At 68.3% G+C, this 15,003-nt stretch carries 17 protein-coding genes; 7 read left to right on the top strand and 10 right to left on the bottom strand.

What is annotated here, in order from left to right; genetic code table 11:
- Positions 1 to 2: 2 nt before the first annotated feature.
- From atpE to FN976_RS19045, 6 genes are read right to left on the bottom strand one after another with little or no spacing between them, the layout of a single operon-like run.
- Positions 3 to 245 carry a F0F1 ATP synthase subunit C gene (atpE, locus tag FN976_RS19070; protein WP_145894650.1) on the bottom strand — a complete coding sequence of 81 codons (243 nt, stop codon included), beginning with the start codon at positions 243 to 245 and terminating at the stop codon, positions 3 to 5.
- Positions 246 to 297: 52 nt separating this feature from the next.
- Entirely contained in the window at positions 298 to 783 is a 486-nt protein-coding gene (folK, locus tag FN976_RS19065; protein WP_145894649.1) for a 2-amino-4-hydroxy-6-hydroxymethyldihydropteridine diphosphokinase, read from the bottom strand.
- Between the two features lie 12 nt (positions 784 to 795).
- The gene (gene pcnB / locus FN976_RS19060; protein ID WP_145894648.1) at positions 796 to 2,379 is read right to left on the bottom strand and encodes a polynucleotide adenylyltransferase PcnB; all 1,584 of its coding nucleotides are present in this window, start codon (positions 2,377 to 2,379) and stop codon (positions 796 to 798) included.
- Positions 2,376 to 3,059: a histidinol-phosphatase gene (locus FN976_RS19055; protein ID WP_145894647.1), complete on the bottom strand. Its 684-nt coding sequence runs from the start codon at positions 3,057 to 3,059 to the stop codon at positions 2,376 to 2,378. Before FN976_RS19055 ends, pcnB begins: the two co-directional genes overlap by 4 nt.
- Positions 3,056 to 3,730, bottom strand: coding sequence for a DnaA regulatory inactivator Hda (hda, locus tag FN976_RS19050; RefSeq protein WP_145894646.1), 675 nt, complete (start codon positions 3,728 to 3,730; stop codon positions 3,056 to 3,058). The genes FN976_RS19055 and hda overlap by 4 nt, the downstream gene beginning before the upstream one ends.
- The gene (locus FN976_RS19045; RefSeq protein ID WP_145894645.1) at positions 3,727 to 4,797 is read right to left on the bottom strand and encodes an AI-2E family transporter; all 1,071 of its coding nucleotides are present in this window, start codon (positions 4,795 to 4,797) and stop codon (positions 3,727 to 3,729) included. The genes hda and FN976_RS19045 overlap by 4 nt, the downstream gene beginning before the upstream one ends.
- Before the next feature lie 234 nt (positions 4,798 to 5,031).
- On the opposite strand from FN976_RS19045, the gene FN976_RS19040 reads away from it, so the two are divergent.
- Positions 5,032 to 5,895, top strand: a complete 864-nt coding sequence (locus FN976_RS19040) for a ParA family protein (RefSeq protein ID WP_145894644.1) — start codon at positions 5,032 to 5,034, stop codon at positions 5,893 to 5,895.
- Between the two features lie 13 nt (positions 5,896 to 5,908).
- Here the strand turns inward: FN976_RS19040 and FN976_RS19035 are convergent, their stop codons facing one another.
- Positions 5,909 to 6,760 (bottom strand): SirB1 family protein, encoded by an 852-nt coding sequence (locus FN976_RS19035; RefSeq protein WP_145894643.1) that lies wholly within the window; start codon positions 6,758 to 6,760, stop codon positions 5,909 to 5,911.
- 56 nt (positions 6,761 to 6,816) lie between these two features.
- The gene (gene murJ / locus FN976_RS19030; protein WP_145894642.1) at positions 6,817 to 8,397 is read right to left on the bottom strand and encodes a murein biosynthesis integral membrane protein MurJ; all 1,581 of its coding nucleotides are present in this window, start codon (positions 8,395 to 8,397) and stop codon (positions 6,817 to 6,819) included.
- Positions 8,398 to 8,484: 87 nt separating this feature from the next.
- Here murJ and rpsT point away from each other — a divergent pair, with 87 nt between their 5' ends.
- Positions 8,485 to 8,787, top strand: a complete 303-nt coding sequence (gene rpsT / locus FN976_RS19025) for a 30S ribosomal protein S20 (protein ID WP_145894641.1) — start codon at positions 8,485 to 8,487, stop codon at positions 8,785 to 8,787.
- Between the two features lie 114 nt (positions 8,788 to 8,901).
- Here rpsT and FN976_RS19020 read toward each other — a convergent pair whose 3' ends face one another.
- The gene (locus tag FN976_RS19020; protein ID WP_145894806.1) at positions 8,902 to 9,222 is read right to left on the bottom strand and encodes a DUF3579 domain-containing protein; all 321 of its coding nucleotides are present in this window, start codon (positions 9,220 to 9,222) and stop codon (positions 8,902 to 8,904) included.
- 238 nt (positions 9,223 to 9,460) lie between these two features.
- Here FN976_RS19020 and FN976_RS19015 point away from each other — a divergent pair, with 238 nt between their 5' ends.
- Both FN976_RS19015 and argF read left to right on the top strand, forming a co-directional pair.
- On the top strand, positions 9,461 to 10,654 hold the full coding sequence (locus tag FN976_RS19015; RefSeq protein ID WP_432417876.1) for an aspartate aminotransferase family protein: 1,194 nt from the start codon (positions 9,461 to 9,463) through the stop codon (positions 10,652 to 10,654).
- The gene (gene argF / locus FN976_RS19010; protein ID WP_145894639.1) at positions 10,654 to 11,583 is read left to right on the top strand and encodes an ornithine carbamoyltransferase; all 930 of its coding nucleotides are present in this window, start codon (positions 10,654 to 10,656) and stop codon (positions 11,581 to 11,583) included. Before FN976_RS19015 ends, argF begins: the two co-directional genes overlap by 1 nt.
- Positions 11,584 to 11,589: 6 nt before the next feature.
- Here the strand turns inward: argF and FN976_RS19005 are convergent, their stop codons facing one another.
- The gene (locus FN976_RS19005; RefSeq protein WP_145894638.1) at positions 11,590 to 11,988 is read right to left on the bottom strand and encodes a hypothetical protein; all 399 of its coding nucleotides are present in this window, start codon (positions 11,986 to 11,988) and stop codon (positions 11,590 to 11,592) included.
- Between the two features lie 196 nt (positions 11,989 to 12,184).
- Between FN976_RS19005 and kynB the strand changes: the two genes are divergently transcribed.
- The 3 genes from kynB to kynA are packed head-to-tail and all read left to right on the top strand — an operon-like array spanning position 12,185 to position 14,918.
- Positions 12,185 to 12,814 carry an arylformamidase gene (gene kynB / locus FN976_RS19000; RefSeq protein ID WP_145894637.1) on the top strand — a complete coding sequence of 210 codons (630 nt, stop codon included), beginning with the start codon at positions 12,185 to 12,187 and terminating at the stop codon, positions 12,812 to 12,814.
- The gene (gene kynU / locus FN976_RS18995; RefSeq protein WP_145894636.1) at positions 12,811 to 14,073 is read left to right on the top strand and encodes a kynureninase; all 1,263 of its coding nucleotides are present in this window, start codon (positions 12,811 to 12,813) and stop codon (positions 14,071 to 14,073) included. Before kynB ends, kynU begins: the two co-directional genes overlap by 4 nt.
- Positions 14,070 to 14,918: a tryptophan 2,3-dioxygenase gene (gene kynA, locus FN976_RS18990; RefSeq protein WP_186510998.1), complete on the top strand. Its 849-nt coding sequence runs from the start codon at positions 14,070 to 14,072 to the stop codon at positions 14,916 to 14,918. The genes kynU and kynA overlap by 4 nt, the downstream gene beginning before the upstream one ends.
- The last annotated feature ends 85 nt before the right edge of the window (positions 14,919 to 15,003 follow it).

Genomic DNA, 15,003 nt, shown 5'->3' with positions numbered 1-15,003 from the left:
CGCTACTTCGCGAACGGATTCGCGAACACGAACATCATCGCCACGCCAACGCCGATCAGGAAGTTGGCGTCGATCAGGCCGGCCAGCAGGAACATCTTCACTTGCAGCGGTTCCATCAGTTCCGGCTGCCGCACGGCGCCGTCGATGAAACGGCCGCCCATGTTGCCGATGCCGATGCACGCGCCGATGGCGCCCAGGCCGATGATGAGGCCGCACGCGAGGGCGATGAGTCCGGTGTCTGTCATTTGGGAACCTCCGTTGTTGATGAATCGATGACCCGATGTTCGGGCCATGGGGTCATCGCGGCAATGACGTGGGAGGTAATGGCTCGATGCGCTGGCCGGCGACGGCTTGCAGGTCGCGCGCTGCCACCCGCGCGGGCGCCAGTTCCGCCAGCGGCAGCAGCACGAACGCGCGCTCGCGCATCCTCGGATGGGGGACGGTCAGCACCGGGCTTTCGATGCTGCCGTCGCCATAGAGCAGCAGGTCCAGGTCCAGCGTGCGCGGGGCGTTGCGGTACGGCCGCTCGCGGCCGGCGGCGCTTTCGATGCCTTGCAGCGCGGCCAGCAGGTCGGGAGCCGCGAGCGAAGTCTCCACCTCGGCCACCGCATTGAGGAAGTCGGGTCCGCCGGCATCGACTGGCGCGCTGCGGTAGATCCGGGAGGCCCGCCGCAGGCGCGTGCCGGGCAACTGTCCCAGAGCGGCCAGCGCGGCCTGCAGCGCGGCGGCCGCATCGCCCAGGTTCGCGCCGAGTCCGACGAAGGCAACCACGGGCGGGCGCATTCGCGAGAGCGCTCAGGGTTCGGAGCCGGCACCCGCATCCGCGCCGCCCTGGCCGCCGCCCGGCTTGCGCCGGCGCCGGCGGCGCTTGCGTGGCGCGTCGCCGCCGGTGGGTTCGCGGTCGTCGTCCGGTCGTGACGCGGGGGCGGGGCCGGCGGCGGGTGGTCGCGCGTCGTTCACGTCTTCCGCCTCGGAGGACGCCGGCAGCGGCGGCCGCACCGTGCGCACGCGCCGCTGGTTCTTCTGCTGCTCGTCACGCAGCTGGTCCACCAGATCTTCGCGCACGGCGTCGCTGGCCTGGCTGAACTCCTGCCACCAATCGGCCAGCACCACGTCCACCTCGCCGGCGTCGGCACGCAGGCGCATGAAGTCGAAGGCGGCGCGGAAGCGCGGCTGCTCCACCAGGCTGAACGGCGTGCTGCCGACGCGCTTCTCGAAGCGCGGCTGCATCATCCAGATCTCGCGCATGTCGGCGCCCAGCTTGCCGCGGCCCGACACGTCGCCGATGCGCGCGTTGAAGCAGTCGTCGATGGCGTCCTGCAAGGCGGGGAAGGAATGCTGCTTGCGGGCGAGCCGCTGCGCCCAGCCGTCGCGCACGTCGGACCACAGCACGCAGGCCAGCAGGAAGCTCGGCGCGACCGGCTTGCTTTCGCTGACGCGGCGGTCGGTGTCCTGCAGGGCGGCCCGCACGAACGGGTCGGCCGCGCGCTCCACGATCAGGTCCAGCAGCGGATAGATGCCGCGTGCCATGCCCAGCGCCTGCAATTGCTCGACCGTCGCCAGCGAGTGCCCGGTCTGCAGCAGCTTGAGCATCTCGTCGAACAGGCGGCTTTGCGGGACGTCCGCCAGCAGCGCCATGCTCGGCACCAGCGGTGCCTGTGTCTTGGGTTCGAGCTTGAAGCCCAGGGGTGCCAGCTTCGCCATGAAGCGCACCGCGCGGATGACGCGCACCGGGTCTTCGCGGTAACGGGCCGCCGGGTCGCCGATCATGCGGATCAGGCGCTTCTTGGCGTCGGCGATGCCGCCGTGGTAGTCGACCACGATCCGGCGTTCCGGGTCGTAGTACATGGCGTTGATGGTGAAGTCGCGGCGCGCGGCGTCTTCCTCCTGCGGGCCCCACACGTTGTCGCGCAGCACCCGGCCCGACGCGTCCACCGCGTGCTTCATGCCGGCGAGTTCGCTCTTGCTCGTGCGTTCGTTGCCGCTGACGGCTTCAGCCGCTGCGCTGTCGAGGTAGGCGCGGAAGGTGGAGACCTCGATCACCTCGTGCTCGCGGCCGCGGCCGTACACCACGTGGACGATGCGAAAGCGCCGGCCGATGATGAAGGCGCGGCGGAACAGGCCCTTCACCTGCTCCGGCGTGGCATTGGTGGCCACGTCGAAGTCCTTCGGCCGCAGGCCCACCAGCAGGTCGCGCACGGCGCCACCCACGATGTACGCCTCGTACCCCGCCTCCTTGAGCGTATGCACCACGTTGAGGGCGCGCTCGTCCGCCAGGGCCGGGTCGATCCCGTGCTCCTCGGGCCCGACCTCCTTGCGCTTGCCGAATTTCGGTTTGGGCGAGTTGCCGAGCAGTCTGTCGATGAATTTCTTGATCATGTCTTGGGGAACAGGTCGAGTATGCGCCAGCCCCGCTCCAGCGCCAGCGTGCGCAGGCGCGGGTCGGGGTTGGTGGCGACCGGGTGGTCGACCTGCTCCAGCAGGGGCAGGTCGTTGGTCGAATCGGAATAGAAGGTGGTCTCGACGTCCAGCCAGTCCCAGCCGCGCGCGGCCAGCCATTGCTGGGTGCGCACGACCTTGCCGCCGCGCATGGAGGGGACGCCGGCGATCTCGCCCGTGATCCAGCCGTCGGCGCCGCGCTCGAGTTCGACCGCGATCAGCTCCGCCACGCCGAAGGCCTGGGCGATCGGCCGCGTGACGAATTCGTTGGTGGCCGTGACGATGGCCACCGTGTCGCCGGCCTGCTGGTGCTGGCGCACCAGGGCCGTCGCCGGTTCGCGCAGCGCGGGGAGGATCCACTCCCGCATGAAGCGGGCATGCGCCTCCTCGTACTGCGCCTGGTCGCGCACCCGGATGGCCTCCACCGCGAAGCGCACGTAGTCGTGCACGTCCAGGGTGCCCGCGATGTAGTGCGCGTAGAAAGTGTCATTGCGGCGCTTGAACTCCACCGGATCGGTCCAGCCGATCTGCTGCGTGAACTCGCCCCAGGAATGGTCGGAGTCGATTGGCAGCAGGGTGTGGTCGAGGTCGAACAGCGTGACCTTGGGCCGTAAGCTCATTCATCCTCCAGCATCGACTTCACCATCGGGATCGTGATCGCCCGCTGCGTCTGAAGCGCGTAGGCGTCCAGGTGCTGCAGCAACTGCATCAGGCTGCCCAGGTCGCGCGAGAAACGGGTGAGGATGAAGTCCATCACCTCGTCGCTGAGGAACACGCCGCGGGCGTCCGCGGCCTGCCGCAGCACGGCGCGCCGCTCCGGCTCGCTCATGGTCTGCAACTGGAACACGTGGCCCCAGCCCAGGCGCGTGCGCAGATCCTCGCGCAGCTGCAGGTCGGCCGGCGGCAGGGCGCCGGCGGCGAGCACGCCGCGCTGCAGCGCTTGCGCCTGCACGAACCAGGTGAAGGCCGCATGCTGCTGCACCGCGGTGTAGAGATGGACGTCATCCAGCAGGACCACCGCCCAGTGCTCGTTGAACTCCGGGGGCTCCAGCAGCGAGGCGTCCAGCCAGCCGGTGCTGGCGCCCTGCCCGCGCAGCTCCTGCTGGACGGCCTGCAGCAGGTGCGTCTTGCCGCTGCCCGGGCCACCCCACAGGTAGGTGGGGACTGGCGAGCGGGTCGGGCTGCCGGCCCAGAGCTGCAGATGGCGCCAGGCCGGCTCGTTGATGCCGGGGAAATAGCTCTCCAGCGTCGGCGGGCCAGCCAGGCCGATGTCCAGCGCCAGCTGCTTCATGCGTGGTACAGCTTGCTCGCGAGGTAGCTCGCGCGCATGCGCCGGATGGCGACCAGCAGCACTGCGCTTGCCGGAAGGGCCACCAGCACCCCAACGAAGCCGAGCAGCTGGCCGAAGGCCAGCAACGCGAAGATGACGGCCAGCGGATGCAGCCCGATGCGTTCGCCCACCAGCCGTGGCGTCAGGTACAGGCTTTCGAAGACCTGCCCGAGCCCGTAGACCACCCCCACCATCACCAGCGCCTTGATCGAAGCGAACTGCAGCAGGCCGGCGACGACCGCCAGGATCAGGCCCAGGCCGAAGCCCACGTAAGGCACGAACATGGCCAGACCGGTGAAGGCGCCGATCGGCAGCGCCAGGTCCAGCCCGAACAGCGCCAGGCCCACGCTGTAGAACACCGCCATCGTCAGCATCACCAGCAACTGGCCGCGCAGGTACTGGCCCAGCACCTGGTCGGCCTCGCCGGTGAAGGCGTCCACGCTGGGGCGGGCCCGCGGGGGCACGAGTTCGAGCGCCCGCGCGACGAAAGGCTTCCAGTCCATCAGCAGGTAGAACAGGGCGACCGGGATCAGCACCGCGTTGCCAAGCAGCGCCAGGGCGACGCTGCCCCCCAGCTTCAGCGATGGCCAGAGCGAGGCCAGGCCGTCGCCCCAGTTGGCATTCATGTACTCCAGCATCTGCTCCTTCAGGCTGGCGAGGTCCAGCGAGACCTGGATGCCGTACTGCTGCAGCCACGGGGTGAGCGTGTTGTGCAGGCGTTCGAACAGCGAAGGCAATTGCTGGCGCATCAGCGGGATTTCCTTGGCGACCACCGGCACCACCAGCAGCAGCAGGCAGATCAGCGCCAGCAGGAAGGCCAGCTCCACCAGCACCACGGCCAGCACACGCGGCACGCGGCCGCCCCAGGCCGCGTCGAGCCGGTCGACCACGGGCGTGAGCGCGTACGCCAGCACGCCGGCGACGATGAACGGCGTGAGGACGGGCCCCAGCAGCCACAGGGCGAGCACCACCAGCGCGGCGATGGAGGCCCAGGCGGCGGCTCGTTTCTGGGTGGGGGTGAATTGCATTCCGTGGGGGAGAAGGGGCCGGGCGGGCGGCCCTGGAGATGGCGCAAATTCTACGGGCGTCGGCCGAAAGGCCTGGAAATGGGCCCCGGCCGGCGCAGGCCAGGTGGCGCCCGGGTCCCGGAAGGAAGTCCGCCGTGCGTTGCGCTGCTACAAAACTTCTAGCGACAAATTCCGGTGGGGACTGGACCGGGGCCGGGATTTGCCGGACACTTCGGACAAGAGCGAGGAGACACCATGCCAGTGATCGCCGTCGTCAACCGCAAAGGCGGGAGCGGCAAGAGCACCTTCGCGGCCCACGTGGCCGCGTGGTGCGCGCGCCAGGGCCATGCCGTGATGCTGGGCGACATCGACCGCCAGCAGTCCAGCCGCGGCTGGCTGAAGCGCCGCGACGCCGGCCTGCCCACCATCGCGCCGTGGACCCTGGACCAGAAGAACGTGCTGCGCGTGCCGACCGGCATCACGCACGTGGTGCTGGACACGCCCGGCGGGCTGCACGGGTTCGAACTGGCCCGGGTGGTGATGTTCGCCGATGCCGTCGTGATCCCGGTCTGCCCTTCGGTGTTCGACCGTGAAGCCGCGACCGCCTGCCTGGCCGAAATGCAGTCCCTGCCCCGCGTGGCCAGCGGCCGCTGCAAGGTGGCGGCGGTCGGCATGCGGGTCGATGGCCGCACCAACGCCGCGGCCTCGCTGCGGGCCTGGGCGGAAGGCCAGGGCCTGCCGCTGATCGGCGTGATCCGTGAGACGCAAGGTTACGTGCGCAACCTCGAACGCGGGCTCACTCTGTTCGACCTGCCCGCGGACGAGGCGAAGAAGGACCTCGCGCAATGGGAAGCGATCCTGGACTGGATCCGCCCCGTGCTGCAACCGCAGGCAGCCGCCGAACCGGCGCTGCGCCGCAACCCGGTGGGCCCGCTGGGCGGCTCGCTGGCACCGCAATTGAAGGCGGCGCAGCACACGCTGGCCCAGGGCAGCCGTCTGGCTTCGGTGCTCTCGGGCGGCCGTCCCTTGCATGCGGCGGTGCAACGGTCCGCGCCGGTCATCACCCCGCGCACGCAGGCCGGCGAAGTCCAGCAGCATCAGCAGCTGCTGAAAACCTGATCTCGACCGGGCTTTAGTGCTTCGCGCGGCGCAGGTCGGCCACGCGGTCGGCGATGGCGTCGATGTCCAGGGCGTCCTGGGCGTGCACCAGGTAGGTTTCCAGGTCGTCCACGGCCTGCGCCGGGTGGCCCTGCTCCGCATGGGCAAGACCGCGGTCGCGGTATTCGGCCCAGGCATCCGGCAACAACACCAGCAGCCGGTTCTGCACGGCGATCAGCCGCACCCAGTCTTCCTGGGCGCGATGGATCTCCTTCAGGTTGCGCAGCATGCGCGCCAGGATGTCGCGCGGCGGGGCCGCCTGCAGGTAGAGGCCCAGCGGCACTTCGAATTCATCGACCAGGCCGCTGCGGCGCTTGTACGGTTCGAGGCGCTCCGACAGTTCCTCGCGCGAGAGCGACTGCCCGGTGAACGGGTCGATCACCACCTGGCCCTTGGGCAGGTTGACCTTGACCATGAAATGGCCCGGGAAGCACACGCCGCGCGCATGCAGGCCGATGCCCTGCGCCAGCTCGATCCACAGCACCGCCAGCGAGATCTGGATGCCGCGGCGGGTGCGCAGCACGACGTTCAGGTAGCTGTTGTCGGGGTCGCAGTAGTCGTTGACGTTGCCGCCGAAGCTCAGGTCGCGGAAGAAGAACTGGTTCAGGCTGCGCAGGCGCTGCAGCGCCGCGGCGTCAGCCGGGATGCGGCGCTTCAGCCGCGCGAGCAGCTGGTCGACGTCGCCCAGCACGATCTGCAGGTCCAGGTCGGGGTATTCGTCCTGTGCCAGGCTGGCCGCGGCCTCGAGCAACGGGAAGTGTTCGTCGCTCTGCACCAGGGTCTTGAAGTACTCCAGCGGGGTGGGTGCCGTGAATTGCAGCGACATGCCATTCTTTGTAATGGACGGGCTGGGCCCCGTCAAGCTCCGGTGCCGCAACTTCATCAACGCGTGACAAACTGCCGCAGCTTCAGCCCCGCGGCCCAGAGAGCCACGAAGTAGATGACGCCCGATGCCGCCAGCATCGCCGCCATCGCACCGGCGCGCTTCCAGGCGTCGCTGCGCCATGCGAGCCAGGGGAATTCGTTGGCTCCCCACATGAGGAACACCGCCAGCAGCGCGGTCGCGGCGAAGACCTGCAGGGTGAACATGCCCCAGCCCGGCGAGGGCTTGAAGATGCCCGCGCGAATCAGGCCCACCAGCAACCAGCCGGCGTTGATCAGGGCGCCCATGCCGATGGACAGGGCGAGGCCGGCGTGGCCCGAGCCCCGCGCCAGGAAGAACGGCACCAGCGCGATGTTCAACAGTTGCGTGATGACGAGCACCACGATCGCGATGCGCACCGGCGTGCGCATGTCACGGCTCGCGTAGAAGCCGGGCGCCAGGACCTTGATGGCCACGAGCCCCAGCAAGCCCACGCCATAGCCGCCGAGTGCGAGCGAGACTTGCGCGACATCGCTGTCCTTGAACGCGCCGTAGTGGAACAAGGTGGCGACCAGCGGCTGGGCGAACAGCAGCAAGGCGGCGGCGCTGGGCACGGCCAGCAGCACGACCAGCCGCAGGCCCCAGTCCAGCATCGCGGAATAGCGCTCTGGATCGTTGCTCGCGCGCGCCGAGGCCAGCTGCGGCATCAGCACCACTCCCAGGGCCACGCCCAGCATCGCGGTCGGGAACTCCATCAGCCGATCGGCGTAGCCCAGCCACGTCACGCTGCCGGGCGCCAGCCAGGAGGCAATCTGGGTGTTGATGAGCAAGGAGATCTGCGCGACGCCGACGCCCAGCAGCGCGGGCGCCATCGTCCTGGCGACGCTGCGCATGGCCGGGTCTTGCCAGGCGGCCCGGATGCCGGCCCAGCCCAGCGCGATCCGCGGCAGCAGGCCCAGCCGCCGCAACGCGGGGATCTGCACCAGCAGTTGCAGCAAGCCGCCGGCCATGACCCCGCCCGCCATCGCGTAGATCGGCTCGATCCCCAGCGACGCGAACCAGGGCGCACCCAGCCAGGCGGCCAGGATCATGCAGACGTTCAACAGCACCGGCGTCACCGCCGGCACGGCGAACTGCTTCCAGGTGTTGAGGATGCCGGCGGCGAGCGCCACCATCGACATGAAGCCGATGTAGGGGAACATCCAGCGGGTCATCAGCACGGCCGCCTCGAAGCCCCGGGGGTCTTTCTGGAAGCCGCTCGCCAGCATCCAGACCAGCACCGGCGCCCCGACCACGCCGAGCGCACAGGTGAACAACAGCGTCCAGGCGAGAATCGTCGCCACGCTGTCGATCATGCGTTTGGTGGCCTCCTCGCCATCCTGCTCCCGGCTGTGGGCCAGGGCGGGGACGAAGGCCTGGCTGAAGGCGCCCTCGCCGAACAGCCGGCGGAACAGGTTGGGAATCCGGAAGGCGACGTTGAAGGCGTCCGTCATGGCGGTGGCGCCGAAGGCGGCCGCCATGAGGAGGTCGCGCACCAGCCCGGTCACGCGGGAGGCCAGGGTCAGCAGGGAGACGGTACTAGCGGCTTTGAAAAGGCTCACCGGCGCCAGTGTAAGCGCCTGCTCGCGTCCAGGGTTATAATCGCGGGCTTTGCTGGCAACATCCTCGAACACCTAGGATTAAATTTTATGGCCTCTGGAAAACCCAAGAAAAAGAACCCGCGCCTGGCGTCGGGCCGCAAACGCGCTCGCCAGGATGTGAAGCTGAATGCAGCCAACACCTCCCTGCGCTCCAAATACCGCACCGCGGTGAAGAACGTCGAGAAGGCCGTCGCCGCCGGTGACAAGGCCAAGGCGACCGAACTCTTCGCCAAGGCCCAATCCATCGTGGACACGGTCGCCGACAAGCAGATCTTCCACAAGAACAAGGCCGCTCGCGACAAGAGCCGCCTGGCCGCCAAGGTGAAAGCCCTGGCGACCGCCACCGCCTGACCCTCCACCGGTCAAGCCCAGCCCGCAAGCCCCGCGCTTGCGCCGTTTGAAACGGGTGCGCTGCCAGCAAAAGCAAAAAAGCCGTCTCACGACGGCTTTTTTGCTTTTGCCGGACTACTTTTCCTGCTTTGGCGGAGGGACGAACGAACCTTCACTCACATGCAGGTTGTTGTCCTTGGCGAAGTTGATGACGAAGTCCCAGGCCATGGGATCGTGATCGCGCAGGTCGCGATTGGCGATCACGCATTTGACGCCATCGATCACCGTCGGGACGCACCATGGCGAATAGCTGAGGTGGCTGCCAGGCTGGGCACCTCCCGGGCGGAAAGGGCTCATGACCCCGGCCAACCGCTCCGCCCAGTCGCTCGGACGGAAGGCACGGCCATCCTGGGTGATGCCCTGGATGAACACTTCTTTGGGGTTGCTGGAGGCCATGGGCTGGTGCGGGGCGGCCATGCTGCGCCGCACAAGTATTCTAATCTTCCGGGCAACGGCGGCCTCGCCAGGCTGCGCGGCCCAAGCATTGCTGTGATGCGGAATTCTCAACCAAGGCACACGAGGCGTGTGCCTAAAATCGCGTTCCAACGGCTCACACCGGCAACCCACGAAGCGAAGCTTGTGGGGACCCCGCTTTCGTTGAGCCGCTTTCTTTTGCGTGACAAGGATTGCAGTGATGGCACACCTCGAGGCGTCCTCGCCCCACACCATGAACACCTACGGGCGGCTGCCGATCGCCCTGTCGCACGGTCAGGGCGTGCACGTCTGGGACGTGAACGGCAAGCGCTACCTCGACGCGCTGGCCGGCATCGCCGTGAACACACTGGGGCACAACCACCCCAAACTGGTGCCTGCGCTGCAGGACCAGGTGGCCAAGATCATCCACAGCTGCAACTACTACCACGTGCCCAACCAGGAGAAGCTGGCGGCCAAGCTGGTGGAGTTGTCCGGCATGACCAACGTGTTCTTCGGCTCCACCGGACTCGAGGCCAACGAGGCGGCCATCAAGCTGGCCCGCAAGTTCGGCCACGACCGCGGCATCGAGCGCCCGGAGATCGTCGTCTACGAGAAGGCCTTCCATGGCCGCAGCATCGCCACGCTCTCGGCCACCGGCAACGACAAGGTGCAGAAGGGATTCGGCCCGCTGGTCGAAGGCTTCATCCGCGTGCCGCTGAACGACATCGACGCGCTGCGCGCCGCGACGGACGGCAACAAGAACGTGGTGGCCGTGTTCTTCGAGACCATCCAGGGCGAAGGCGGCATCAACCCGATGCGGGCCGACTACCTGCAGAAGGTGCGCGAGCTGTGCGACATGAAGAACTGGCTGTTGATGATCGACGAGGTGCAGTGCGGCATGGGCCGCACCGGCAAGTGGTTCGCGCACCAGTGGGCCGGCATCGTGCCGGACGTGATGCCGCTGGCCAAGGGCCTGGGCTCGGGCGTGCCGATCGCCGCCGTGGTCGCCGGCCCCAAGGCCGCCCACATCTTCCAGCCAGGCAACCATGGCACCACCTTCGGCGGCAATCCGCTGGCCATGCGGGCCGGCGTGGAGACGCTGCGCATCATGGAAGAGGATGGGCTGCTGGACAACGCATCGCGTGTCGGCGCCCACCTGAAGGGTGCATTGGCGCGCGAACTCGGCGGCCTCAAAGGCGTCGTGGAAATCCGCGGCCAGGGCCTGATGATCGGCATGGAACTCGCCAAGCCCTGCGGCGTGCTGACGCAGCGCGCGGCGGATGCCGGCCTGCTGATCAGCGTGACCGCCGACAACGTCGTGCGCCTGCTGCCGCCGCTGATCATGACCGAGGCTGAGGCCAGCGAAGTGGTCGGCATCCTCGCGCCGCTGGTGCGCGACTTCCTGTCCTCGTGATGACGATGACGAAACCGATCCGCCATTTCCTGCAATTCAGCGACCTGAGCGCCGAGGAGCTCTCCTGGGTGCTGCAGCGCGCCGCCGTCATCAAGAAGAAGTTCAAGAACTACGAGAAGTACCACCCGCTCGCGGACCGCACGCTGGCGATGATCTTCGAAAAGGCCTCGACCCGCACGCGCGTGAGTTTCGAGGCCGGGATGTACCAGATGGGCGGCTCGGTGGTGCACCTGACCACCGGTGACAGCCAGCTCGGGCGCGCCGAGCCGATCGAGGACAGCGCCAAGGTGATCAGCCGCATGGTCGACCTGGTGATGATCCGCACCTACGGCCAGGACAAGATCGAGAAGTTCGCCGAGCATTCGCGCGTGCCGGTGATCAACGGGCTCACGAACGAGTTCCACCCCTGCCAGATCCTGGCGGACATCTTCACCTACATCGAGCACCGCGGTTCGATGTCGGGCCGCGTCGTCGCCTGGGTCGGCGACGGCAACAACATGGCCAACACCTGGCTGCAGGCGGCGGAGCTGCTGGGCTTCACGGTGCACGTGAGCACGCCCAGCGGCTACGAGGTGGACCAGGCGGTCGCCGGCATCCGCAGCAACGACAGCTACCGCGTGTTCAAGGACCCGATGGAAGCCTGCCGCGGCGCCGACCTCGTGACCACGGACGTCTGGACCAGCATGGGCTTCGAGGCCGAGAACGAAGAGCGTCGCAAGGCCTTCGCCGACTGGTGCGTGGACACCGAGATGATGCGCGTGGCCAAGCCCGACGCGCTCTTCATGCACTGCCTGCCCGCGCACCGCGGTGAGGAAGTGGAGGCCGACGTCATCGACGGCCCGCAATCGGTGGTGTGGGACGAGGCCGAGAACCGCCTGCACGCGCAGAAGGCGCTCATGGAGTTCCTTCTGCTAGGGCGCGTCGACTGATTTTCGTCAGCTCGCGTGCGCGGCGCCGTTGCCGAAGCGGCCGCCGCCCGCCGGCGACGGCATCTTGCCCAGCTTGATGAGGCGCTGTTCGACGCCGAAGCGTGTGCGCGCCAGCGTCTCGGCCAGCTGCTTCAGGTCGGTACCGGCGTCGAAACCGGTTTCCAGCACCGCATCGTCTTCCGCCGACCAGGCCTTGCCCGCATTGGCCGGCGCCGCGCGAGTGGTCTTGGCCGGGGCGGGGACCGGGGCGGCCGCGCCGCCCTCCAGCGCCCGCGCGACGGTGTGCAGGGCCCGGATGACCGGCGGCGCGTTGTAGGGGCTGTCTTCCGGCATCGCCTCGCCGGTGACGGGGTGGATGCCTTGCGCCAGCGTGTCGAGAATCTGGCGTGCGATCTGCAGTTCCATGATTTCCTCCTGTGGATGGTGACTGTATTGAAATACAGTGATTCCGCAACGCCCCGCGCCACCACAAGGTTGACGCGCCGTTCCCCCATCCGGGGGATGCCGGGAAACCAGCCGATCGTTGAGGCCTGAACATTTTTCCTGGCCTGTTGGCATTAACCGACACCACGCGTTTTGCGCGCGGCGCAAACTCCGCCGCATGCAGCGCATCTGGGACATTTCACCGCCCGTGGCGGCGGGCTCGCCGGTCTTTCCGGGCGACACGGCCTACCGGCAGGCCTGGGCCGCTTCGATCGGCCCCGGCTGCCCGGTCAACGTCAGCACGCTGACGCTGTCGCCGCACGTCGGCGCGCATGCCGACGCCCCGCTTCACTATGACCCCGCCGGGCAAACCATCGGTCAGCTGGACCTCACCCCCTACCTCGGCCCCTGCCGCGTGATCCACGCGATCGGCGTGCATCCGCTGGTGCAGTGGGAGCACATCGCCCACGCCGCCACCGGGCTGCCGCCGCGCGTGCTGGTGCGCACCTACCAGCACATGCCGGTCGACCGATGGGATCCTGCGCTGGCCGCGTTCGCACCCGAGACCATCGCGCGCCTGGCGGATGCGGGCGTGCAGCTCGTCGGCATCGACACCGCCAGCATCGACCCCGCCGAAAGCAAGACGCTGGACAGCCACCAGGTGATCCGCCAGCGCGGTCTGCGCGTGCTGGAGAACCTCGTGCTCGACGACGTGCCCGAAGGCGACTACGAGCTGATCGCCCTCCCCCTGAAACTGATGACGGCCGACGCCTCCCCGGTGCGCGCCATCCTGCGCAGCCTGCCATGACCACCTTGCAAGAATGCCGCGCGCGCGACGCGCAAGACCCGCTGCGCTCCTTGCGCGACCAGTTCGCGCTGCCCGAAGGCGTGATCTATCTCGACGGCAATTCACTCGGCCCGCTGCCGAAGGCCGCGCCGGAGCGCATCGCGCGCGCTGTGGCCGAGGAATGGGGGCAGGGGCTGATCCGCTCCTGGAACACCGCCGGCTGGTACGAGCTGCCGCGGCGCCTGGGCGATCGCATCGCGGCCTTCATCGGCGCGGGCGCGGGTGAAGTGGTGGCGACCGACAGCACCTCGGTCAACCTGTTCAAGGTGCTGAGCGCCGCGTTGACCATCATGGCCGCGGACGCCCCCAGCCGCCGGGTCGTCATCAGCGAACGCACCAACTTCCCGACCGACCTCTACATCGCCGAGGCGCTCTGCCGCGAGCGCGGCTTCGCGCTGCGCCTGGTCGAAGCCGAGGAGATCCCTTCCGCATTGAACGGCGACAGCGCCGTGCTGATGCTGACCCACGTCAACTACCGCACCGGCGCGATGCATGACATGGCGGCCGTCACCGCGCAGGCGCATGCGGCCGGGGCGCTCACGGTCTGGGACCTGGCGCACAGCGCGGGCGCCGTCCTCGTGGACCTCACGGCCGCCAATGCCGACTTCGCCATCGGCTGCGGCTACAAGTACCTGAACGGCGGCCCCGGCGCGCCGGCCTTCGCCTGGGTCCATCCGCGCCATGCCGACCGCTTCTGGCAGCCACTGGCCGGCTGGTGGTCGCATGCTGCGCCATTCCAGTTCACATCCGACTACCGCCCCGCCGCCGGGATCGCACGTTACCTGTGCGGCACGCAGCCGATCCTGAGCATGACGGCACTGGAATGCGGCCTCGACACGGTAGCGGCCGCCGAACCGTTCGGCGGGATGGCGGCGCTGCGCCACAAGTCGCTGGCCCTGACCGACCTCTTCATCCTGCTCGCGGAAGAGCGTTGCGCTGGGCACGGCCTCGCGCTCGTGACCCCGCGAGAACACCACCGGCGTGGCTCGCAGGTGGGGTTCACGCGGCAGGAAGGGGCCTACGCGATCATGCAGGCGCTCATCGCGCGCGGCGTCATTGGCGACTTCCGCGCCGGGCCGCCGGACATCCTGCGCTTCGGCTTCACCCCGCTCTACATCGGCTACGAGGACGTGTGGCATGCCGTCGAGCACCTGGCCGCGGTGCTGGCGTCCGAAGAATGGCGCCGCCCCGAATTCAGCGCAGCGCAGGCGGTCACATGAGCGAACCCAAGAAACCGCACGACATCGTGCACGAGGAAAAGGCCAAGCTGGACTTCAGCCAGTCCATGAGCTACGGCGACTACCTGCAGCTCGATGCGATCCTGCAGGCCCAGAAACCGCTCTCGCCCGACCACAACGAGATGCTATTCATCATCCAGCACCAGACCAGCGAGCTCTGGATGAAGCTGATGCTGCACGAGCTGTCCGCCGCCATCGCGCACGTGGCCAGCGACGAGCTGCAGCCCGCCTTCAAGATGCTCGCGCGGGTCTCGCGGATCATGGAACAGCTGGTGCACGCCTGGGACGTGCTGGCGACGATGACGCCACCGGAATACAGCGCGATCCGCCCGTACCTCGCCAGTTCGAGCGGCTTCCAGAGCTGGCAGTACCGCTCGATCGAGTTCCGCCTCGGCAACAAGAACGCCGCGATGCTCAAGCCGCACGAGCACAGCGCCGAACGGCTGGCCGCGGTCCGGGCCGCCTACGAAGCGCCGTCGCTCTACGACGAAGCCTTGCGGCTGCTCGCGCGGCGCGGCCTGCCCATGCCCGCCAGCCACACGGCCCGCGACTGGACCCAGCCCTACGAAGCCAGCGACGCGGTGGAACAAGGCTGGCTGGTGGTCTACCGCCAGCCGGAGAAGCACTGGGATCTGTACCAGCTCGGCGAGGAACTGATCGACCTCGAGGACGCTTTCCGGCTCTGGCGCTTCCGTCACGTGACGACGGTGGAACGCGTCATCGGCTTCAAGCGCGGAACGGGTGGAACCGGCGGCGTGAGCTACCTGCGCAAGATGCTGGATGTCGTGCTGTTTCCGGAGATCTGGAAGCTGCGCACCGATCTCTAGCCGCTGGTACGCAGAGATCGTCGTCCCCGCGCAGGCGGGGACCCAGAGCTTCCGTCTTTCTCTTGAACGCCCTGGATTCCCGCCT

Source organism: Caenimonas sedimenti, assembly GCF_007833165.1.
GTDB classification, from domain to species: domain Bacteria; phylum Pseudomonadota; class Gammaproteobacteria; order Burkholderiales; family Burkholderiaceae_C; genus Ramlibacter; species Ramlibacter sedimenti.
This window is presented reverse-complemented; position numbering and strand designations above follow the sequence as displayed.

Excerpts from the sequence above, each read along its gene's own strand:
- kynA (WP_186510998.1), top strand. The coding sequence starts at position 14,070 with ATGAGCGAACCCAAGAAACCGCACGACATCGTGCACGAGGAAAAGGCC.
- hda (WP_145894646.1), bottom strand. The coding sequence starts at position 3,730 with ATGAAGCAGCTGGCGCTGGACATCGGCCTGGCTGGCCCGCCGACGCTG.
- FN976_RS19055 (WP_145894647.1), bottom strand. The coding sequence starts at position 3,059 with ATGAGCTTACGGCCCAAGGTCACGCTGTTCGACCTCGACCACACCCTG.
- folK (WP_145894649.1), bottom strand. The coding sequence starts at position 783 with ATGCGCCCGCCCGTGGTTGCCTTCGTCGGACTCGGCGCGAACCTGGGC.
- FN976_RS19045 (WP_145894645.1), bottom strand. The coding sequence starts at position 4,797 with ATGCAATTCACCCCCACCCAGAAACGAGCCGCCGCCTGGGCCTCCATC.
- atpE (WP_145894650.1), bottom strand. The coding sequence starts at position 245 with ATGACAGACACCGGACTCATCGCCCTCGCGTGCGGCCTCATCATCGGC.
- rpsT (WP_145894641.1), top strand. The coding sequence starts at position 8,485 with ATGGCCTCTGGAAAACCCAAGAAAAAGAACCCGCGCCTGGCGTCGGGC.
- kynU (WP_145894636.1), top strand. The coding sequence starts at position 12,811 with ATGACCACCTTGCAAGAATGCCGCGCGCGCGACGCGCAAGACCCGCTG.
- FN976_RS19020 (WP_145894806.1), bottom strand. The coding sequence starts at position 9,222 with ATGGCCTCCAGCAACCCCAAAGAAGTGTTCATCCAGGGCATCACCCAG.
- argF (WP_145894639.1), top strand. The coding sequence starts at position 10,654 with ATGACGATGACGAAACCGATCCGCCATTTCCTGCAATTCAGCGACCTG.
- FN976_RS19015 (WP_432417876.1), top strand. The coding sequence starts at position 9,461 with ATGGCACACCTCGAGGCGTCCTCGCCCCACACCATGAACACCTACGGG.
- FN976_RS19040 (WP_145894644.1), top strand. The coding sequence starts at position 5,032 with ATGCCAGTGATCGCCGTCGTCAACCGCAAAGGCGGGAGCGGCAAGAGC.
- FN976_RS19005 (WP_145894638.1), bottom strand. The coding sequence starts at position 11,988 with ATGGAACTGCAGATCGCACGCCAGATTCTCGACACGCTGGCGCAAGGC.
- FN976_RS19035 (WP_145894643.1), bottom strand. The coding sequence starts at position 6,760 with ATGTCGCTGCAATTCACGGCACCCACCCCGCTGGAGTACTTCAAGACC.
- pcnB (WP_145894648.1), bottom strand. The coding sequence starts at position 2,379 with ATGATCAAGAAATTCATCGACAGACTGCTCGGCAACTCGCCCAAACCG.
- kynB (WP_145894637.1), top strand. The coding sequence starts at position 12,185 with ATGCAGCGCATCTGGGACATTTCACCGCCCGTGGCGGCGGGCTCGCCG.